Origin of the sequence: Nocardia wallacei (genome assembly GCF_014466955.1) — a bacterium.
In the GTDB taxonomy this organism is placed as follows: domain Bacteria; phylum Actinomycetota; class Actinomycetes; order Mycobacteriales; family Mycobacteriaceae; genus Nocardia; species Nocardia wallacei.
In genome coordinates, this window is the sequence record NZ_AP023396.1 from 4,783,665 (window position 1) to 4,803,734 (window position 20,070).

Consider the following 20,070-nt stretch of genomic DNA (forward strand, 5'->3'; position numbering starts at 1 on the left):
TGCTGGGGCCCGGCACGGCGATCGCCGCGTCCGGGCCCGGCCGGTCATTCGTACGCGACCTGCCAGCTCTTGATTCCGTTCAACCAGCCCGAGCGTAGCCGCACCGGCTCGGAAAGCTCACGCAGGTTGGGCATCACGTCGGCGATCGCGTTGAAGATCAGGTCCAGCTGCAACCGCGCCAGGTTGGCTCCGACGCAGTAGTGCGTGCCGGTCCCGCCGAATCCCACGTGCGGGTTGGGGTTTCGCAGCACGTTGAACTCGAACGGCTTGTCGAAGTGATCCTCGTCGAAGTTGGCCGAGGCGTAGAACAGCCCCACCCGCTGGCCCTTCTTGATCGCCTGGCCGCCGATCTCGGTGTCCTGCAGGGTGGTTCGCTGGAACGCGATGACGGGGGTGGCCCACCGCACGATCTCGTCCGGCGCGGTACGCGGCCGCTCGGCCTTGTACAGTTCCCACTGTTCGGGGAAGTCGATGAACGCCTTCATACCGTGCGTGGTGGCGTTGCGGGTGGTCTCGTTACCGGCGACCGCCAGCAGGATGACGAACCACGCGAACTCCTCCGAGCCCAGCGCTTCTCCGTCGACATCGGCGGTGACGAGCTGGCTGACGATGTCGTCGGCCGGGCACTTGCGGCGCTCCTCGGACAGGTTCCAGGCGTAACCCATCACCTCGGCGTTGGCCATCCGGTACGTGTCCTGGTACTGCGGATCGTCGTAGCCCATCATCTGGTTGGACCAGTCGAACAGCTTGCCGCGGTCCTCCTGTGGCACCCCGAGCAGTTCGGCGATCGCCTGCAGCGGCAGCTCGGAAGCCACCTGCTGGACGAAGTCGCCACCGCCGGTCTTCTTGGCCTCGTGGACAATTCGCTCGGCCCGCTCGACCAGCGCCTCGCGCAGCGTCTGCACTGCGCGCGGGGTGAAACCGCGGGAGATGATCCGCCGCAGCTTGTCGTGCGCGGGCGGATCGGTGTTCACCAGCATCGCGCGCTGGATCTCGATCTCCTCGCGGGTGATGTCGCCGTTGAAGCGGATCACTGCGGTGTTCTCGTGGGTGGAGTACACCTCGGAGTTCTTGGAGATCTCCTTGATGTGGTCGAGCTTGCTGACGACCCAGTAGCCGCCGTCGTCGAAGCCGCTGACACCGGCGGGCTGGTCCACCCACCAGACGGGCGCGGCGCGGCGCAACTCGGCCCACTCCTCCACGGGCAGGCGCGTGGACAGCAGGTCAGGGTCGGTGAAGTCGAAGTCGTGCGAGATGGACGGGGCTGACACGGTACCTCCTTTGGAACACGTTCCACAGGAGTGAACCACACCACACTCGTTTTGTGAACACCCTTTACTAAATGATGTTCACTCAGGGTCCCGATCGATCACCGCACCGACGCGGCGGCGGCCGCGGGCTTCAGCCGTGGAACGGGTCGGCTACCGCGCCCGGCAACCAGGAATTGCCGGGGCGGGTCCAGCCGCGCTCCTTGATCATCCTGCGGGCCGCGCGCTGGTTGCGCCCGATGAGGCGCGATAGATAGAGCCGACCGGCGAGGTGGTCGGTCTCGTGCTGGAGGCAGCGGGCCAGATACCCGGTGCCCGCCACGGTGACCGGCTGCCCCTCCACGTCGACACCGGTGACTTTGGCCCAGTGCGCGCGGCCCGTCGGGAACCATTCACCCGGCACCGACAGGCAGCCCTCCCCGTCGTTTTCCGGGTCGGGCATCGTCTCGGGGACATCCGAGGTCTCCAGCACCGGATTGACCACGTAACCGCGCTGCCGCACGCCGCGGTCGATCAGGTCGTAGACGAACACCGCGCGGGGATCGCCGATCTGATTGGCGGCCAGGCCCGCGCCGTTCGCGGCGGTGTTCGTCTCGAACAACGTGTCGACGAACGCGGCCAGTTCGGCGCCGAACTCGGTGACGGGAACGGCCGGAGTGGTGAGCCGGGGGTCGCCGGCGATGAGAATCGGTCGTACAGCCATGTCCGCGAGACTACTCAAATGCGAGTAGTCGTGTCAGACTTACAGGGTGAACGAGACCCGGTTGTTCGTCCTCGCCGCGCTGGCCAAGCGCGGCCCCATGCACGGCCACCAGCTGCGCCGCGACGCCCGGCTGGACCGCGCCGACCTGTGGTCGCGGGTGAAGCCGGGCTCGCTGTACGGTGCGCTGCACCGAATGAGCGACGAGGGCCTGATCCGGCCGCTGCGCACCGAACAGCCCGGCGCCCTGCCCGCCCGTACGGTCTACGAGATCACCGAGGAGGGCCTGCGCGAACTACGGGCGCTGCGCGACGAAGCCCTCACCGACGTCGCCATCCGGCCCGACCCGGTGGATCTCGCGCTGGCCGTCAGCACCGACCTCGATCCGGAGTTGTTGCGCGGCTACCTCACCGACCGCATCGCCACGCTGCGGGCGCATCTCGTGCGGATCGAGCACCAGCTCGAGCGGCGCTGGCCGGACCAGGGCGCGGTGGACGATCTCGTCGTCGACCATGCCAGGATGCGCATCCAGGCCGAGATCGATTGGCACGAAAAGGTTTTCGCCGACGTCGACAAGCTCGACGCCCGCGACTGATCCTCCCGGAATCGGGAATCGGCGCGCACTCCGGACATACGGGACGGTACGGTGAGCGGTCGGCCTGCCGCCCCGGTGGGCCAGGTTTCCGTGGAGGGGAATCGTCTTGAACGTCAATCAACCGCCGCCGCAAGGGTTTCCGCCGCCCGGCCAGTTCGCCCCGCCGCCTCAGCAGCAGGGGACGAACGGTTTCGCGATCGCCGCGCTGATCACGGGCATCCTGGGCGGTGTCTGCGGTTTGGCGATCGTCTTCGGCATCATCGCCCTGGTACAGATCAACAAGACCGGCCAGCGCGGCCGCGGCTTCGCGATCGCGGGCCTGGTGCTCACTGCGGTGTGGATCGGTCTCGGGGTGATCGGCGCCGTCGCCGGGATCGCCAACAGCCCGCGGGATTCCTCGGGCGAGATCACCAGCAGCGGATCGGAATCGGTGACCCGGCTGCGCGCGGGCGACTGTGTCGGCGGCATCGAGGACGGCAAACGCCTCACCGAGATCTCCGTCTCACCCTGCGCGCAAGCCCACGACGGCGAGGTCATCAGCCAATTCGACCTCCCGAAGGGCGCCTTCCCCGGCGAGCCGGCCGTCGCCAAGGAAGCCGAGATCCGCTGCACCGGCGACATCCAGCGGGCCCTCGCCACCAGCCCCATGCTCGACCGACTCCAAATCTCCTACCTCTACCCCGACAACAAGAAGGACTGGGACCGCGACCGCGGCATCACCTGCCTCGTCTTCGAAGCCTCCGGCGCCAAACTCACCGGCAGCGTCCCCCGCTGAAAAGCCGTCCACCCGGGCGAACAACCGTCCACCCGGGTGGACTCAGCACTGCTCGCGAGGCGGGAGCTCGTGACCGTCACACGGGCGATTGCGATAGGTGCCGACGAAGTCGATGAATCGCTGGACATCGGAGAAGTTCGAGGCGATGCCGAGCGAAACACGAATCGCGCCACCGCTGGGCAGGCCGATCGCCGCGACGTACTCGTCGATGGTGCGTACCTGTCGTCCGGCCATGCGGCGCAATGCCGTTCGATCGAGTCCGAAAGCGGCCTCACCCGAGCCGGGATTGCAGAAGCAGCCCGTCCGGAGCGACAGGCCCGCCGCCGAAGATTCGCGGGCGACCAGACGTTCGTCTACGACGGCCCCGGCGGGATCGAGAATGTTCAATGCCACTGTCGCACCGCGGCCGACCATCGTGCGCGGACCATAGATGCGCACCAGCGGCATACCGTTGTCGTGCTCCAGCGCCGCCAGCCGGTCCAGCAGCCATCCGGTCAAGCACCGGGTGCGCTGACGGATGACATCCATGCCGATACCGCGCACCCAATCGATACCGTGCTCCACGTCGGGCACCGCCAGGAAATTCGCGGTGCCGTCTTCGAATGCCGTACCACCGGGCGCCATGGTGTGCCAGCCGCCCCGCACGCTGACCGCGCGGATACTGCCGCCCGCGAACCAGGGCCGGCGCAGCCGGGCCAAGGCGTCGCGCCGGGCGATCAGGCAGCCGACGCCTGTCGGATATCCGAATACCTTGTACCAACTCACCGGAACGAAGTCCGCGGGGACCGCCTCGAGATCGAGTGTGTTGGCGGGCACGTATGCCGCCGCGTCCAGCAGCACATCGAATCCGTATTCGTGCGCGAGTTCAACCCATTCCAGGGGGTGCTGGACGCCGCTGAAGTTGCTCTGCGCCGGATAGGCGAACAATCCGCGTCGCCGCGTCCCGCGTGTGGCTGTGGCGGCACATATTTCCCGGAGCGATCTGCGACTCAGTGCCGCGCGGACGGACTGCTCGCTCACCCGGAGTTCGGTCCCGGTGATATAGACGTATTCGGTGCGGGCGTGCTTCGCGGCCGCGAATGCTCTCAACCCGTTGACCGAGTTGTGGTTGTCGGCGGTGAGCACGAGTGCGGTCGACCGATCGAACGGATATGCCTCACCGACCAATCGGCAGGCGGCCGTGGCGTTGGCCGTGAAAATTACCGCATACTTCTCCGGTGCCGCGTTGAAGTAGGCGTATACGGCAGCCCGCGCGGCCTCTACACGAGCCGTCGCAGCCAGTGACGTGGGGTTGTCCGAATGCGGATTGCCGTAACAGCCCGCAGTGACCCATTCGTCGTGCGCGCGATGCTGGGCCGTGGCCGCGAGTCCGGCGCCGGTGTAGTCGAGATAGACTTGCCGCTGCTCATCGAGATACGCGTACTCGGTATCACGCAGCTCATCGAGTACGGTTGTTTCGCCATACTCCGGATATTCGGCCAGAAATGCCGTCGCATCGATCGTGCGCGCTCCGCTGCTGTTCACGGGTCAACCCTTTTCTGCGAGAGACGAGTTCGGGTCGGCTGCCGAATCTCGAGCCGCACGATCGAACTGCCCGTATGTTAGGCCGCACCACCGCCGCGGTCGCATCGCCGACCTTCCCTGCGCGGGGAACGACGCGACGCGGAGACCACGCGGACCGGCAGCTCACTCCACCGGTCGAACCGGACAACACCTGCGAGATCTGCCGGCCGGGCTACCGGCCCCGGTGCGTGCGCGCCGTGCCGATGGTATCGATCGGCACCCAGGCCGAGCGCGCCCGAATCCCGCTTCATCGGGACTCTGGTGAGCCGTCACCGGAGCAGATCCGGCACCTGCCACCTCCGACGTGCTCGGCACCGCCGCCGGCGGCTACCGCGCCATGGACCAGAGGCGCGCAACGACGGTCCTGCTCACGGTGTTACCGCGTCGTTCGGATGCCGATTCACACTCGGAAAATCGGCCCACCGGAGTGCGGACTCGACGCCCACCGAGCGAAACTCAGTCGCGGGCATACCGTTTCGATGTCCGCCACACCCATCACCGCATTCAACGTCCTGACATCGAAATGCTCTGGGTGCGGTGCGATCACCACCTCCGCGCCCACCGCCCGCACCTGATCGGCGAGCGGGAGGCGACTGCATTCCGGCGCCCACACCAGCACATAACCGAGCCGCTGCGCCAACCGCCGCACCTGCGCCATATCCCATTCCAGCGCAGGAGATTCCGGATGCACCCAACCCAATGCGACAGGGACGGTGGACATCACAGCCTGCTCTCACGATCGGAACGCCGCTCACCACGTAGCGGCAGCCGGACCAACGCCACGGTCAGCGAAACCAACCCCGAGACAAGCAGCAGCAGAAGCCAACCCGCGCCGCTCATCGCTCGACCCCTTCCGAAAATCCCCGCATAACTCCCCTGCCTCCGCCAGTTGGAAGCACCACCGCCGGGGAGCCGCGAAGCCAAGGAGTCGGCTACCACCCGGCGATGGGGCTACACAACAATCGCGCTGATCAGCACCGCGGAGGGACAGCTCGGGGACAGAACGCAACGTCCTCCGACGACCGCCGGCTGTCGGGGCTACCCTCGACCTATGGGCCAGCATGTGGGGCAGGCCATTGCCTCGGAGCGGAAGATCGCGGGCTTGAGTCAGCTGCAGCTGGCCGGGCGTGCGCAGTACAGCCTGAGCATGGTCAAGGCGGTCGAACAGGGGCGTGAGGTCGCCTCGCCGGGGTTTGTCGCGGCGGTGGCGAAGGCGCTCGGTGTGGATCCGGACCGGCTGCAGGGCACGCCATATGTCGAGTCGCTCGAGGAAGACGGACCGCTCGAAGGGTTGAGTGAACTGCGTGCGGTCATGGCCGAAGGTACCTATGTCCAGCCGCTCGAAGCACCAGCCCAGGCGCGGTTGGTGGATCAGCTCGCCGTCGTGGAATCGGCCCTGCGCGACGACAAGACGCGTCGCGCGCTGGCAATGCTGCCCACATTGATCCGGCAGTTGCACGGTGCCGCGCAGACATTCTCCGGCAGTGAGCGCGTTCGCGCGTACGAGATGCTCTGCGCCGCTTATATAGCCGCCGAGGGCGCGTGTTGCCGGTTGGGTTACTCCGCGCTGACAGCCCTGGTACTCGATCGATTGGATTGGGCCGCCGCGCACACCGATGATCCCGGTTATGCGGTACGTAGTCTGATGAAGCGGTCCAGGTTGCTGATGTCGCACGGGTCCACCGACGTAGCCATCGCGCTGGTCGACCGAGGGCTGGACCTCGTACCCGGGGAGAGCGAGAACGAGCGCGTGCTCCGAGGTTACGGGCACCTGCGCGGCGCGATCGTGGCGGCTCGCGGCCGACGGCTGGATCTCGCACAGGACCACATCGCGGCGGCGCGCCGGATCGCGAAGCCGATGAGTCGCGAAAGCGACCTCTACACAACCGATTTCGGGCCCGGCAACGTCGAAATCCACGCCTGCGCGGTAGAACTCGAGGCGGGAGATCCTGGCAAGGCGGCCACCCACGGCGCGACACTTCGCCTGCCCGCCGACATGGCCGCGCCGCGTGCCGGGCACCATTGGCAGGACAACGCGCGCGCGTGGCTGATGGCGGGCAAGCCGGACAAGGCCCTGCTCGCACTGAACAAGGCCCGCCTCGTCGCACCACAGCAAACCCGCCTGCATCCCTCGGTCCGGGAGACGCTGCACGGTATCGCGTCGACGCAGCGGCGACAGCGGGACAGCCTGCTGGGCTTCGCATCCTGGCTGGGTACGTCGCTGTAGACGTCAGTGATCCGAGGGTGCCCGGCCAAGCTGCGGTCGGGCACCCTCGGGAATCGGTTCGTACTCGTAGACCCGATTCAGTTCGCCCCCGGCTTGTACCCCCCGCCCTGCTGCCGCACGATCACGCCGAGGCGGTTGGCGGCGTTGATCTGGGCGACGAGGGCTATCAGGGCGGCGATCTGGTCGTCGTCGTAGTGTTCACGGACGGCGGCCCAGGTTTCGTCGGAGACGCCGGGGTGGGCGTCGGCGATGCGGGTGCCCTCCTCGGCGAGGGCGAGGGCGGCCCGCTCGGGTTCGGAGTACACGGTGGACTCGCGCCAGGCGGCGACCAGGCTGATGCGGGCGAAGGATTCGCCGGCGTGCGCCAGATCCTTGCTGTGCAGGTCGGTGCAGTACGCGCAGCCGTTGATCTGGCTGACGCGCAACATCATCAGGTCCTGCGTCGCCTTCGGCAGGTCCGACTGCGCGATCACCATGCTGGCATTGCCGAACCGCTTGGCGAACTTCGTACCGAGCTCGCTGTCGAACATGGTGAAACGGGGTTCCATGACATCGTCCTCACTGCTTGCCGTTGATCGAACGACCACAAGATGCCGACGCCCAGCCCTCCGTGACAGCGCGCCGATGTGACCCACGCCACCGCCCGCGCCTGTCACGAACGGGCTCGCGTCGGCATCGTGTGGACGAGAGCCGAACAGCGAGCAGACCGGAGCCACCAATGAGCAAACCCACCACCGACGCCACGGGCGTCTTCGTCGCCCACCGGAACCTGCTGTTCACCGTCGCCTACGAGATGCTCGGCTCGGCCGCCGACGCCGAGGACGTCCTGCAGGAGACCTGGATGAAATGGGTGGCCGTGGACCTGGACACGGTGCGGGATCAGCGCGCCTACCTGGTGCGCATCACCACTCGCCAGGCGCTGATGCGACTGCGCTCGCTCGGCCGCCGCAAGGAGTCCTATGTCGGCCCGTGGCTGCCCGAGCCGCTGCTGACCGCACCCGACGTGGCCGAGGACGTGGAACTCGCCGAGCACGTGTCGATGGCGATGCTGCTGGTACTCGAGACCCTCGCGCCGACCGAGCGCGCGGTCTTCGTCCTGCGCGAGGTGTTCGACCTCGGCTACGACGAGATCGCCGAGGCCGTCGACAAGACCCCGGCCGCCGTCCGCCAGATCGCCCACCGCGCCCGCGCGCACGTCGCCGCCCGCCGCCCGCGCGGCGTGATCTCCCCGGCCGACACCCGCCGCGCGACCGAGGCATTCCGGCACGCCATCGAAACCGGCGACATCCAGGGCCTGCTCGACCGACTCGCCCCGGACGTCGTATTCCTGGGCGACGGCGGCGGCTTCAAACAGGCCGCGCCGCAACCGGTTACGGGCGCCGACGCCGTGGCCGCCCTGCTGGCGAGCAGCCTGCCCCGCATCGGCCGCGAGATGACGGCCGAACCCGCTCAGATCAACGGTTACCCCGCGCTCATCCTCCGCCTCGACGGCGAGGTCGACACCATCATGGCGCTCCGAGTCGAGGACAACCGCATCACCGGTCTCTACTCCGTCCGCAACCCCGAAAAACTCTCCCGCACGCGCCACGAAACCCACCTCGCCCGCTGACCACGCGCTGTTCGTCCGAAAGTTCGATTCCCGGGCCGCGTAGCCCAGGTATGGTCTGGGGTGTAGTTAGGTAACCCATAGTTGCGATCCCGGAGTCGGGTGAGGAAGCAGGATCCATGCCGAAGACTTCACCATCGTCACAGACCGTGCCGTTCTCCACGCAGATCCGCACCGCTACCGAGCGGCAACACGCGGACGCGGAGAACTCCACGTTCATGAGCGACATGCTCGGCGGTGCGCTCGGCCTGTCGGCGTTCTACCGCTACACCGGACAGCTGTGGCATGTGTACCGCGCGCTGGAGGCATACTGGCCGGACCTCGCCGACGATCCGGTGGCCGGTCCGTTCGTCCGCCCCGAGCTGGCGCGGCTGGCCCATCTCGAGGCCGATCTCGCCCATCTCGGCGGCGCGAACTGGCGCGCCGACCTCGATCCGCTGCCCGCCACCGCCGACTACGCGGCCCGCATCGAGGAGTGCGCGCGCACCTGGCCCGCCGGTTACGTCGCGCACCACTACACGCGCTATCTCGGCGACCTGTCCGGCGGACAGGTCATCCGCGGCACCGCCGAAAAGCTGTGGCAGCTGCCCAAACGCGGAGACGGCGTGCGGTTCTACGTGTTCGACCAGATTCCCAACCCGGCCGCGTTCAAGCGGGAGTACCGCATCCTGCTGGACCAGCTGGCCGTCGATGATCTGGAGAAGCAGCGCGTCCTCGGGGAATGCCAGCGCGCCTTCGCGTTCAACACCGCATTGTTCCACGAGCTGGCCGGGGAATTCCCGGTCCGCCGGCAGGGCTGATTTCCGCCGACCCGATGATTGCCGACAGGTAGCCATCTGGTTCTCGCGGTTACACCAAATCCGTTGACGCACATACCGAACGGCGTCTCACGTGGTGACAAGACCCACACCGCGAGAGGCGCCGCCGGGTTGCGAGCACCTGCCCGTCGCCGTTAAAGTTACTCACCAGTTAGACACGAAGGTGTTTCTATCCAGCCCCCGCCTCTGCTAGTGGGGCTGAATCATTCCGCGTCCGCATCCACCGATGCATGCCGGACGAACACTGCTGCGCATCGGGCCACATCCGTTGCGCGACAACGAGTTCGACAGGCAACTTCGACAGGTAGAGGAGGGACCATGGTCTCCTATCTCATTACCGGCGGCACCGGATTCCTGGGACGGCGCGTGGTGCAGGGCCTGCTCGAGCACGATCACGACGCGGTGGTCCACGTGCTCGTTCGCGAAGCCTCGGTCGCCAAGCTCGCCGAACTGGCCGACGGCTGGGGCGCGCAGGACCGGGTCTTCCCGCTGATCGGCGATCTGACCGCGGAAAACCTTGGACTACAGGATGTTCCGCCGCGCGTGGAGCACATCGTGCACCTGGGCGCGGTCTACGATATGACCGCCGACGAGGAAGCCGCCTACGCCGCGAACGTCACCGGCACCCGCTCGGTCGTCACCCTCGCGACCGAACTCGACGCCGTGCTGCACCACGTCTCGTCGGTCGCCGTGGCCGGTGACCATCGCGGCAAGTTCTTCGAGGACGATTTCGACCTCGGCCAGCGGCTGCCGTCGCCGTACCACCGCACCAAGTTCGCGGCCGAGAAGCTGGTGCGCGAAACCAAGGGCCTGCGCTGGCGGGTGTACCGCCCGTCGATCATCGTCGGCGATTCGCGCACCGGCGAGATGGACAAGATCGACGGTCCCTACTACTTCTTCCCGGCCATCGCCCAGCTCGCCGGGCTGCCGTCGGCACTGCCGGTCCCGCTCCCCGATCTGGGCGCGACGAACATCGTCCCGGTGGACTACGTCGCGGCGGCCATGGTCCGGCTGATCACCCGGCCCGGCCTGCTCCGGCGCACCTTCCACCTGGTCAACCCGGACCCGCAGCCGTTCGGCGAGGTCTACGCCGCGCTCGCCCGCGCCGCCGGAGCACCGACCGGGCTGGGCACCGTACCGGGCAGCCAGTCCGCGCTGCGGGCGCTGGCGCACGTGCCCGGCGTCACCCAGGTTCGCGATTTAGTGTTGCAGCAGTGGGGAATTCCCGCCGAGGTCGCCCCGCACGTGTCGTTCGAATCCGAGTTCGTGGCCGACTCCACCCGCGCCCGGCTGCGCGGCCTGCCGGTGCCCGCGTTCGACTCCTACGCCGAGAAACTGTGGGAGTACTGGCGCGCGCACCTGGATCCCGATCGCGCCCGCCGCACGGGTGACAAGCTGCGGGGGCGGAACGTGCTCATCACCGGCGCGTCCTCCGGCATCGGCCTGGCCACCGCGCACGCTGTGGCCCGGCGCGGCGCCAAGGTGCTGATGGTCGCGCGCAATCTCGACGAGCTGGAAGCCGCGGCCGCCGCGGTGCGCGCGGAAAGCGGTGCGGCGCAGGCATACTCGTGCGACATCACCGACGAGAAAGCGGTCGAGCTACTGGTCAAGCAGGTGCTGGCTGACCACGACCACGTCGACTACGTCGTCAACAACGCCGGTCGTTCCATCCGCCGCTCGGTGCTCGAGTCGACCGACCGCATGCACGATTTCGAGCGGACCATGGCGGTCAACTACTTCGGCGCGGTGCGGCTGATCCTGGCCCTGCTGCCCTCGATGCGGGAACGCCGCTTCGGGCATTTCGTGAACATCTCCTCGATCGCCGTGCAGACCAAGCTGCCGCGGTTCGCCGCCTACGTCGCCAGCAAGTCGGCGCTGGATACCTTCAGCGAGGTCGCCGCGGTCGAAAACGCCGACGCCGGAATAACTTTCACCTCGATTCGAATGCCGCTGGTGCGCACGCCGATGATCGCGCCCACCGAGCTGTACCGCTCCCTGCCGGTCCACAGCCCCGACCAGGCGGCCGCGATCGTCGTCCGCGCCCTGGAGCAGCGCCCGGCCCGCATCGACACCCCGATCGGCACCTTCGCGCAATTGGTCGACACGGTGCTGCCCTCGCTCAAGAAGGCGATCCTGCACCGCGGGTTCCGGATGCTCGGCGATTCGACGCCCACCCGCGTCTCGAGGACTGCCGTCACCGCACCCGCCGGCGGCCCGTTACTGCCCTTGGCGCCGATCATCCTGCCACTGATGAGCCTGCCCGGCCCCGCCGCCGCCCTCGCGAATCGGATCCCGGGCCTGCACTGGTGATTTCACCGGGCGAGCACCGCCCGCGCGGTTTCCGCCCGTGCTAACTTGCACCGGATGAAACGCAGGTTGCTCATCGCCGTGGCGCTCGGTCTGGTGGTCGTGGCGGTGGGCTGTGTCGGACTCTATGTGCTGATGAACTCGCGCACCTATCAGGTGGCGGGGCGGCTGGTGCACCGGGTCGATACGGCGGACAAGATCGTCGCGCTGACCTTCGACGACGGGCCGACCGAGCGTACGAAGGAGATCCTGGCGACGTTGGGCGCGCTGTCGGTTCCGGCCACCTTCTACCTGGTCGGCCGGGAGCTCGCGGCCCGGCCCGGCGAGGGCGCCGCCATCGCCGCGGCGGGGCACGAGATCGGCAACCACAGCTACAGTCATCGGCGGTTCGTCCTGGTCGGCCCGGGGACCGTGCGCGCGGAGGTCGAGCGGACCGATGCCGAGATCGAGCGGACCGGATACCGCGGCCCCGTCACCTTCCGCCCGCCGTACGGGAAGAAACTGTTCGCGCTGCCGAAGTACCTGTCGGATCACGATCGCACGACCGTGATGTGGGATGTCGAACCGGACGCCCGCGACGACTCCGACACCGGACGAATCGTCCGCGACACCCTCGACGCGGTGCGACCCGGCTCGATCATTCTCCTACACGCCATGTATCAGCCCGATTCGCTCGCCGCCGTCACCCCCATCGTCGACGGACTGCGCGCCCGCGGGTACCGCTTCGTGACGGTGTCACAACTGATCGGCGAGTAGCGCGGCATCGGTCCCGACCAGAATTCATCTGCTCGTCGCGCACACGCCAGCGGCTTCTGCGAAAGTCGTTTCCTATGAAGGCTCGTCATCGAATCGGTGGGGTGCTGGCGGCCGCCCTCGTGGTACTCGCGTCGGCCGGATGCGGTGACCCCGGCGACCGATCCGCGCCACCACCCGCGCCGAAACCCGGTGCTGTACCGCTGGTGTCGACCGACGAACTGCCGAAACCACAGCCCGGCGAGGTCCACCTGTTCGGCCTCAACGACCTGCACGGCAATCTGCAACCCCCGACCGGCGGCAACGGGCACATCGCCGACTACCCCGCCGGCGGCGCCGCCTACCTGGCGACCCACCTGGCCAGGCTGAAGTCGGCCTACCCGGACAGCGCGGTGCTCGCCACCGGGGACAATATCGGCGCCAGCCCGCTGGTGTCGGCGCTGTTCCACGACGAGCCGACCATCGGCTTCCTCAATTCCGTCGGCACCGCGGCCTCCGCGGTCGGCAATCACGAATTCGACGACGGCGTGCGGGAACTGGCGCGCCTGCAGCAGGGCGGCTGCGCCTGGGACGGCTGCGTGCCGGGCGAGCCGTTCACCGGTGCCCGATTCCCCTATCTGGCCGCCAATGTCACCGACGACAACGGGCAGCCCCCGCCCGGCCTGCGTCCCTGGACGATGCTCGAGGTGGGCGGCCACCAGATCGGCGTGATCGGCACCGTCACCCCGGAGACGGTGAATATCGTCATGCCCGAAGGGATCCGCGGCTACGCCTTCGGTGACGAGGCCGACGCCGTCAACAGATACGTCCCACAGTTGCGGGCCGCGGGCGCGGAAACCGTGGTGGCGCTCATGCACGACGGCGGATCACAGCGCACGCACGGCGCGCCGCCCGACTACAACGGGTGCGCCGACATCACCCCGAACGTCACCGCCCTGGCCGAGCGCACCGACCCCGCGGTCCGGGTGATCCTGACCGCGCACAGCCACCAGGCGTACAACTGCACCATCGCGGGCAAGGTGGTTACTCAGGCCGCGTCCTACGGACGACTGATCACCGACGTCGCGCTGCGTTTCCACGACGGCACCGTCGATGCGCGCGCGGTCAATCGCGTCGTCACCCGGGATGTGCCACCGGATCCGGCGACCGGGCGGACCGTGGATTTCTATGCCGCCCAAGCCGAACCGCGCGCCGACCGCGTGATCGGGACCGCGACCGCTCCCCTGCCGAACGAACCCGCACCGGGCGGCGACTCGCCGCTGGGCGACCTGATCGCCGACGCCATGCTCGCCGCCATGGCGCCGGACCGAGCCGTCGCCGCGTTCATGAACGCCGGTGGCGTGCGCGCGGACCTGTCCGACGGCGCCATCACCTACGAGGACGCCTACACCGTGCAGCCGTTCGGCAATCAGGTGGTCACGGTGGTGCTGACCGGTCAGCAGCTCATCCGGCTGCTCGAGCAGCAGTGGGACGGCTCGGGCAAGGCCGGTGTACTGTCGGTGGCCGGGATCAGCTACGCGTACTCCGAAGCCGCCCCGACCGGGCGCAAGGTGCTCCCCGAGACCGTCCGCATCGGCGGGCGACCACTCGATCCCGTTGCGGCATATCCCGTCTCGACCAACAACTTCCTCGCCGCGGGCGGTGACGGCTTCACCGTGTTCACCGAGGGCAGCCTGGCAGCGGTCGGCCCGACGGACCTCGACGCCCTGGAGTGCTATCTGCGGACGCACGGGGCCGTCGAGCCTCCGTCGGGCCGGATCGAGCGACGCTGACGTCACAGCCGATCGGCGGCGAAATCCGCTGCCGCGCCGGCTGACCCCCGTGATCCTCACCTACTCACTCCCGGGCGATGTTCCGTTACCGCCGGGCAGCGAGCCGAGCTCACGCGCAGACGGCCGCGGGTGTGGTGGCCGGTGGAGCGGGGGCGGGCGCGGTGGTGGCCGGTGCCGATCCAGGGAAGGAGTAGAGCCCGATCCCGGTGTGGCGCACCTGCCCCGGCGTGACCGTGATACCCGGGATCCGCACCTGGTGTCCTTCGGAATCGGTCACCAGGGCGGTGAAGGGACCGGGACCCGCACCGGAGGTCGACCAGTAGTTGTCCGCCCCGCGAATCAGCGCTCGGCCCGCAGCGCCCGACTCCGGCCGAATCTCCACCCGGGTCAACGGATTTCCGGTGTTGGCGACCAGCAGGCCGAGCCAGTGTTCCGAGGAGCCGTCCTGCACCCGATAGAACAGTTCGGGGATGGGGACCGGATTGTGGATGCGGCGCAACCGGATCTGCGCGACGCCCGCGTTCGGGTCGGCGATCCGGGTGAAGGCGGCGGTGCTGAGGTCGTAGTGGCCGGGCGCGCACCCCGGGCACCGGTCGACGATCTGCGCGCGCACCGAACCGAGCGGCCCGTCGATCTGGACCAGGGTGCCGCAGGCCGTGCCGCCCGCGTACTCGACGGTCGGCACCCCGACATAGAAGCCGTCGGCGGGCAGGTCCGGAATGGAGCAGGCGACGCCCGGGCGGAAGGTGTAGTACCGCGCCTCCCCCGGCTGCGGCGCGTCGATCTGCTCCAGGGGCGGGATCGGCACGGGCACAACGGTTCCGGGCGTCGTGGCCGGGCGCACCGGCGGTACGGGCACGGCCGCGGGCGGCGCGGTGTGACAGGCCGTGGGATCGGGTCTGGTCACCCACAGGGCCGCCACCACCACCGCCACGGCCAGTGCCGTCCACAGCCACGGCCGTGCGATACGGACGTGTTGCTGCTGTGTTACTCGATGCATTTCCGCCGATCCTCCGATTCCCCGCGCTCCTTCCGTCCAGCAAAGCAGCAGAACCCGGCGGAACGCACACGAACCGCAAACTAGGAGTAGGGAACTCGGCGTGTCTACGGCGTGTCAGGGAATAAGTACTGCCGCGCCGGCAAACTCTCCGTGCGCCAGATCGGTCAGCGCACGGTCCGCGGCCGTCAGCGGATACGGGTGCACGGTGACGTCGAGATGATGTTCAGCGGCGAAAGCCAGGAATTCGCGGGCATCTGCCCGGGTGTTCGCGGTGACCGAACGGATCTCGCGTTCCTGGAACAGATGTCGCTGATAGTTCAGGACCGGGATGTCGGTCAGATGAATTCCGGCGACGGTCAGCACACCGCCTCGATCCAGCGCCGCCATCGCCGGTAGCACCAGGTCGCCGACCGGCGCGAACAGGATCGCCGCGTCCAGCGCCACCGGCGGCGGATCGGCCGCACCCTGCGCCGAGACCGCGCCCAGCTCCAACGCGAGTTCGCGGGCCTTCACGTCGCGGGTCATCACATGCACCTCGGCACCGCGGGCCAGCGCGACCTGTGCGGCCAGGTGCGCACTGCCGCCGAACCCGTAGATGCCCAGCCGGCCGCCCGGCGGCAGCGCCGCCCGCTGCAACGCCCGGTAGCCGATGATGCCCGCGCACAGCAGCGGCGCCAGCTCGGCGTCGGCGTACCCGCGCGGCAGGAGATGCGCGTAATCGGCGGGAACAGTGGCGAACTCGGCATATCCGCCGTCGGCATCCCAGCCGGTGTAGCGGGATTCGCGGCACAGATTCTCCGCGCCGCGGCGGCAGAACTTGCACGTCCCGCAGGTATGCCGTAGCCATGCGATGCCGACTCGATCGCCAAGGGCGAACCAATCGTCTGCCCCGGGGCCACGCGCCACCACCTCGCCGACAACCTCGTGACCGGGTACCACCCCCGACCGATGCACCGGCAGATCTCCCTCCGCCACATGCAGATCTGTGCGGCAGACCCCGCACGCGAGTACGCGCACCAGTAACTCGCCCGCCGCTGGGGAACGGACGGGTATCCGCACCTGGTCCATGGGGTCTTCCTCGACCGGGCCTGGCCGCAGCACCCGCCACGCCGTCATCGCCTCGTCGGTTCCGTTCACCGGCCATCCCCTTCTTCTCGGCGTCCCACCTTTCGAGATTAGTGGCGAAGCGCCTAACATCTACCGACCCGCTACCGATGTCTTGATCTAGACGGCCGTGCAGTTTGTTGTCACGGCTGGTCGGTCGTTTCGGGGTAGGACTGTTGATCGCGGGGAGTGCTGGGTGGACGTGTCGGTTGAGTGTGGTCCAGCGTGGCCGCAGCGGGGGCGGGGAACCGCTCTACCGGGGGTGGACGGTGCGATCGGCGCATGCCCGAGCACCACGAATACGCTGGTCGCTCTGGTCGATGCTCGGGTGCGCGCCTCGCCCGACGCGGTGGCCGTGCGCGCCGGGGATCAGGCACTCACCTACGCCGAGTTGTCGCGCCGGGCGGATACGACGGCCCAGCTGCTGCGGGCGCGCGGCATCGGCCCGGGGTCGTTGGTCGCGGTTGTGCTCGAACGCTCCGTGTGTGTGCCTATCGCCTTGCTCGGGGTATTGCGTACGGGCGCGGCTTATCTGCCGCTCGACCCTTCCTATCCGGCCAGGCGGCTCGCGGCCCTGGTGGCCGACGCGACGCCCGATTGCGCACTGATCGGTTCGGAATTGGCCGTCGAGCTACCGGCTGACACACCGGTGCTGTTCATGCCGGACCGCACCGCGACCGCCGCGGCAGGAGTCGCGTCGAAGCAGGGGACCACCGAAAGCGCAGGCGAATCCCCGCCCAGTCCGGGCGTGTCCGCCGCGACCGTGACCGGCATCGGCACGGCGGCAAATGGAATGGCGGCAGGTGAGTCCACCACCGCGGAATCGGTCAAGCGGTATCGGAGTGGACAGGTCGCGAGCCCCGCGGAGTCCGGCGGTACGCCAGGCATGCGGGTGCGGCCCGAGGACCTCGCGTACGTGATCTACACCTCCGGCTCCACGGGCGCGCCGAAAGGTGTCGCGATAACGCACGGCAACATCGTGCACCTGTTGACGAAGGGCTTGTCGTGCTTCGACTTCCGTGCGTCCGACGTGTGGACGGTGTTCCATTCCTTCGCCTTCGATTTCGCCGTGTGGGAGCTGTGGGGCGCGCTGGTCTCGGGCGGAACGGCGGTCGTCGTCGATCACGCGACGTCCCGGTCACCGGATCTGTTCCGCGACTTGCTGTTTCGGGAGCAGATCACGGTTCTGAGTCAGACGCCGACGGCATTCGAGCTGCTCGATGCGGCCGACCGCGCGGCGCCACCCGATCGCCCGCTGGCGCTGCGGTACGTCGTCTTCGGCGGCGAGGCGCTGACCACATCCCGGCTCGCGGCATGGTTCGACCGGCACGGCGACCACACGCCGCGGCTGGTGAACATGTACGGCATCACCGAAACCACTGTGCACGTGACCTTTCGGCCGCTGGACCGCGACGCGGCGACGGAAGCGACGCTGGGCAGCGGCATCGGCGACGGCCTCCCCGGCGTCGGCGCCCGCGTCCTCGACGGTCGGCTGCGGCCGGTGCCGGTGTGGGCCACCGGCGAGGTGTACGTGGCGGGCGCCCAGGTGGCGCGCGGCTACCTCGGGCGGCCCGGGCTCACCGCCGCCCGGTTCGTCGCCGATCCGTACGGTCCGCCGGGCACGCGCATGTACCGATCCGGCGACATCGTGCGGCGGGCACGCACCGGGCTGGAGTACCTGCGGCGCGGCGACGAGCAGGTGCAACTGCGCGGGTTCCGGATCGAACCGGGCGAGGTCGAGGCGGTGCTGCGGCGGTGCGGCGCCGCCGACGCGAAGGCGATCGTCCGGGACGGGCAGCTGCTCGCGTATGTCCGCGGCCTCGATCCCGCAGCAGTCACCAATCTCGAACGAGAACTGCGCGAACAGCTTCCGAGCCATATGGTGCCCGCGGCGGTCACTGCCGTCGACGACTGGCCGCTGACGGCGAACGGCAAGCTCGACGTCCAGGCACTGCCGGGGCCCGACTTCGAATCGCGCTCGACGGGCAGGCCGCCGCGGACCGACCGCGAACGCACCGTCGCCGCGATCTTCCGCGAGGTGCTCGGCCTGACCGAGATCGGCATCGATGACGATTTCTTCCGGATGGGCGGCGACTCGCTGAGCGCCGTCCGATTGCGCGCCCGCATGCTGCGGGAACTGGGCGAGGAGGTGCGGGTGCAGGACATCTTCGAGCACCGCACCGTCGCGGCCGTCGCCGCGGTGTCCGCGCGGCCCCGGACACTGCCCGCCCGGACCGACAGTATCCGCACCGCCGTTGTGCCGCTGTCGTTTCCGCAGCGGCGGTTGCTCGAGCTGAACGAGTTCGAGCGTGCGGGGCAGGGTCCCGGCCGCGCCTACGTGCTGCCGCTGCGGCTCGCGGGCTCGATGCCGCCCGCGGTGGTGGCGCGGGCTCTCGCCGACCTCGTCGGGCGGCACGAGATCCTGCGGACCGTCTTCCCCGGGCGCCAGGTCGTCCTGGCCGAGGCTCTCGATTTCGAGACGGTCGCCGGGGGCGCGAAGCAGGTCGCCGCCTGCGCGGAGCAACCGTTCGATCTGCGCACGCAGGTGCCGTTGCGGGCGCGGCTGTTTCCGGACCGGCGCGGCGACCTGCTGCTGGTGGTACTGCACCACATCGCCGCCGACGGCTGGTCGCTGGCGCCGCTGGTGCGCGATCTGGGTACGGCGCTGCGGGCGCGATGCGGTGGCGCCGCGCCGGCGTGGCAACCGCTGCCGATGCAGTACGGCGAGCACGCCATCTGGCAGCACCGTCTGGTCGAGGGCGCGGACGGACGGTCTCCGATCGCCGCCCAGCTGGCGTTCTGGCGCGAGACGCTGGCCGGGCTGCCGCCGGTGCCGCGGCCGTCCCGCCCGGCCGGGACGCCTCCGCCGGTCGCCCACCGGCTGTCGTTCCATCTCGATCCGGACCGCTATCGCGAATTGGCCGACAGTGCCGCCGCGCACGACGTCAGTGTATTCATGCTGGCGCACACGGCCTTCACCCTGGCGCTCGGAGAGATCGGGTACGGCGAGGACATCGCGATCTGCGTGCCGACGGCCGGGCGGACCGAGGTCGGGATGGAGGAGATGGTCGGGCGTTTCACGAACTTCCTCGTGCTGCGCACCCGCACCGGCGATGCGCCCGATTTCGCCCGCCTGCTCCGACGCGTCCGCCGAATCAGTCTGCGCGCCATGGACAATCAGGACGCGCCCTTCGAATTCGTCACCGAATCCCTCGGTCTGCGCGACCACCTGCGCATCCGGCTGGCGTTCCAGAACATCCCCGCCTCCGACCTGCGCGGCGCCGGCCTCGACGCGTCCTGGGAGCCACTGGCCGAACCGGCGGCCCCCGCGGACTGGGACATCTCGCTCATCCTCACCGAGGAGAAGGACGAGAACGGCCGTGCCCGAGCCCTGTTCGGCTTCCTCGAGTACGCCGCCGACGTCCTCGACGCCCGCTCGGCGAAGAAGCTGAGCAAGCGGTTCGACGCGATGCTGTCCGCGGGGCTGGAGCAGGCGGACCCGAACGGGGATTGCCCCCGTGTCGGTTCATGAGCTAGCGTCTGGACAAGTGTACGGACAAGGCTTCGCCGCGTCCGGCCCTA

The 20,070-nt window shown here is 68.8% G+C and carries 16 protein-coding genes; 9 read left to right on the plus strand and 7 right to left on the minus strand.

Annotation, left to right across the window (positions count from 1 at the left end):
- Positions 1 to 44 precede the first annotated feature (44 nt).
- Complete coding sequence (locus NWFMUON74_RS20970; protein WP_187683543.1) at positions 45 to 1,271, minus strand: cytochrome P450; 1,227 nt, start codon at positions 1,269 to 1,271, stop codon at positions 45 to 47.
- Positions 1,272 to 1,401: 130 nt separating this feature from the next.
- Positions 1,402 to 1,971 carry a peptide deformylase gene (locus tag NWFMUON74_RS20975; protein ID WP_187683544.1) on the minus strand — a complete coding sequence of 190 codons (570 nt, stop codon included), beginning with the start codon at positions 1,969 to 1,971 and terminating at the stop codon, positions 1,402 to 1,404.
- 46 nt (positions 1,972 to 2,017) lie between these two features.
- On the opposite strand from NWFMUON74_RS20975, the gene NWFMUON74_RS20980 reads away from it, so the two are divergent.
- Positions 2,018 to 2,563, plus strand: coding sequence for a PadR family transcriptional regulator (locus NWFMUON74_RS20980; RefSeq protein ID WP_187683545.1), 546 nt, complete (start codon positions 2,018 to 2,020; stop codon positions 2,561 to 2,563).
- Positions 2,564 to 2,669: 106 nt separating this feature from the next.
- A complete protein-coding gene (locus tag NWFMUON74_RS20985; protein WP_187683546.1) occupies positions 2,670 to 3,338 on the plus strand; it encodes a DUF4190 domain-containing protein in 669 nt (222 codons plus the stop codon).
- A 42-nt stretch (positions 3,339 to 3,380) separates the two neighbouring features.
- On the opposite strand, the gene NWFMUON74_RS20990 is transcribed toward NWFMUON74_RS20985, so the two are convergent.
- Together NWFMUON74_RS20990 and NWFMUON74_RS20995 are read right to left on the minus strand one after the other, a co-directional pair.
- A complete protein-coding gene (locus tag NWFMUON74_RS20990) occupies positions 3,381 to 4,862 on the minus strand; it encodes an aminotransferase class V-fold PLP-dependent enzyme (protein ID WP_197986888.1) in 1,482 nt (493 codons plus the stop codon).
- Positions 4,863 to 5,301: 439 nt separating this feature from the next.
- Positions 5,302 to 5,622, minus strand: a complete 321-nt coding sequence (locus NWFMUON74_RS20995; RefSeq protein WP_187683547.1) for a hypothetical protein — start codon at positions 5,620 to 5,622, stop codon at positions 5,302 to 5,304.
- A 330-nt stretch (positions 5,623 to 5,952) separates the two neighbouring features.
- Here NWFMUON74_RS20995 and NWFMUON74_RS21000 point away from each other — a divergent pair, with 330 nt between their 5' ends.
- Positions 5,953 to 7,128, plus strand: coding sequence for a helix-turn-helix domain-containing protein (locus tag NWFMUON74_RS21000; RefSeq protein ID WP_187683548.1), 1,176 nt, complete (start codon positions 5,953 to 5,955; stop codon positions 7,126 to 7,128).
- Positions 7,129 to 7,205: 77 nt separating this feature from the next.
- Here NWFMUON74_RS21000 and NWFMUON74_RS21005 read toward each other — a convergent pair whose 3' ends face one another.
- Complete coding sequence (locus NWFMUON74_RS21005; RefSeq protein ID WP_187683549.1) at positions 7,206 to 7,676, minus strand: carboxymuconolactone decarboxylase family protein; 471 nt, start codon at positions 7,674 to 7,676, stop codon at positions 7,206 to 7,208.
- A 170-nt stretch (positions 7,677 to 7,846) separates the two neighbouring features.
- On the opposite strand from NWFMUON74_RS21005, the gene NWFMUON74_RS21010 reads away from it, so the two are divergent.
- The 5 genes from NWFMUON74_RS21010 (at position 7,847) to NWFMUON74_RS21030 (ending at position 14,384) form a co-directional block, all read left to right on the plus strand.
- Positions 7,847 to 8,737: an RNA polymerase sigma-70 factor gene (locus tag NWFMUON74_RS21010; RefSeq protein WP_187683550.1), complete on the plus strand. Its 891-nt coding sequence runs from the start codon at positions 7,847 to 7,849 to the stop codon at positions 8,735 to 8,737.
- 116 nt (positions 8,738 to 8,853) lie between these two features.
- Entirely contained in the window at positions 8,854 to 9,534 is a 681-nt protein-coding gene (locus NWFMUON74_RS21015; protein WP_187683551.1) for a biliverdin-producing heme oxygenase, read from the plus strand.
- A gap of 336 nt (positions 9,535 to 9,870) precedes the next feature.
- Positions 9,871 to 11,862, plus strand: a complete 1,992-nt coding sequence (locus NWFMUON74_RS21020; protein WP_187683552.1) for an SDR family oxidoreductase — start codon at positions 9,871 to 9,873, stop codon at positions 11,860 to 11,862.
- A 54-nt stretch (positions 11,863 to 11,916) separates the two neighbouring features.
- Positions 11,917 to 12,615, plus strand: a complete 699-nt coding sequence (locus NWFMUON74_RS21025) for a polysaccharide deacetylase family protein (RefSeq protein WP_187683553.1) — start codon at positions 11,917 to 11,919, stop codon at positions 12,613 to 12,615.
- Positions 12,616 to 12,689: 74 nt separating this feature from the next.
- Positions 12,690 to 14,384 carry a bifunctional metallophosphatase/5'-nucleotidase gene (locus tag NWFMUON74_RS21030; RefSeq protein WP_232110487.1) on the plus strand — a complete coding sequence of 565 codons (1,695 nt, stop codon included), beginning with the start codon at positions 12,690 to 12,692 and terminating at the stop codon, positions 14,382 to 14,384.
- A 109-nt stretch (positions 14,385 to 14,493) separates the two neighbouring features.
- Here the strand turns inward: NWFMUON74_RS21030 and NWFMUON74_RS21035 are convergent, their stop codons facing one another.
- Both NWFMUON74_RS21035 and NWFMUON74_RS21040 read right to left on the minus strand, forming a co-directional pair.
- The gene (locus NWFMUON74_RS21035; RefSeq protein WP_187683554.1) at positions 14,494 to 15,384 is read right to left on the minus strand and encodes an expansin EXLX1 family cellulose-binding protein; all 891 of its coding nucleotides are present in this window, start codon (positions 15,382 to 15,384) and stop codon (positions 14,494 to 14,496) included.
- A gap of 114 nt (positions 15,385 to 15,498) precedes the next feature.
- A complete protein-coding gene (locus tag NWFMUON74_RS21040) occupies positions 15,499 to 16,500 on the minus strand; it encodes a zinc-binding alcohol dehydrogenase family protein (RefSeq protein WP_187689314.1) in 1,002 nt (333 codons plus the stop codon).
- Positions 16,501 to 16,750: 250 nt separating this feature from the next.
- Here NWFMUON74_RS21040 and NWFMUON74_RS21045 point away from each other — a divergent pair, with 250 nt between their 5' ends.
- Positions 16,751 to 20,020, plus strand: coding sequence for an AMP-binding protein (locus NWFMUON74_RS21045; protein ID WP_187683555.1), 3,270 nt, complete (start codon positions 16,751 to 16,753; stop codon positions 20,018 to 20,020).
- The last annotated feature ends 50 nt before the right edge of the window (positions 20,021 to 20,070 follow it).

Coding starts and splice junctions, on each gene's coding strand:
- NWFMUON74_RS20995 (WP_187683547.1), bottom strand. CDS start 5,622: ATGTCCACCGTCCCTGTCGCATTGGGTTGGGTGCATCCGGAATCTCCT.
- NWFMUON74_RS21010 (WP_187683550.1), top strand. CDS start 7,847: ATGAGCAAACCCACCACCGACGCCACGGGCGTCTTCGTCGCCCACCGG.
- NWFMUON74_RS21035 (WP_187683554.1), bottom strand. CDS start 15,384: ATGCATCGAGTAACACAGCAGCAACACGTCCGTATCGCACGGCCGTGG.
- NWFMUON74_RS21000 (WP_187683548.1), top strand. CDS start 5,953: ATGGGCCAGCATGTGGGGCAGGCCATTGCCTCGGAGCGGAAGATCGCG.
- NWFMUON74_RS21025 (WP_187683553.1), top strand. CDS start 11,917: ATGAAACGCAGGTTGCTCATCGCCGTGGCGCTCGGTCTGGTGGTCGTG.
- NWFMUON74_RS21020 (WP_187683552.1), top strand. CDS start 9,871: ATGGTCTCCTATCTCATTACCGGCGGCACCGGATTCCTGGGACGGCGC.
- NWFMUON74_RS21005 (WP_187683549.1), bottom strand. CDS start 7,676: ATGGAACCCCGTTTCACCATGTTCGACAGCGAGCTCGGTACGAAGTTC.
- NWFMUON74_RS20975 (WP_187683544.1), bottom strand. CDS start 1,971: ATGGCTGTACGACCGATTCTCATCGCCGGCGACCCCCGGCTCACCACT.
- NWFMUON74_RS21015 (WP_187683551.1), top strand. CDS start 8,854: ATGCCGAAGACTTCACCATCGTCACAGACCGTGCCGTTCTCCACGCAG.
- NWFMUON74_RS21040 (WP_187689314.1), bottom strand. CDS start 16,500: ATGACGGCGTGGCGGGTGCTGCGGCCAGGCCCGGTCGAGGAAGACCCC.
- NWFMUON74_RS21030 (WP_232110487.1), top strand. CDS start 12,690: ATGAAGGCTCGTCATCGAATCGGTGGGGTGCTGGCGGCCGCCCTCGTG.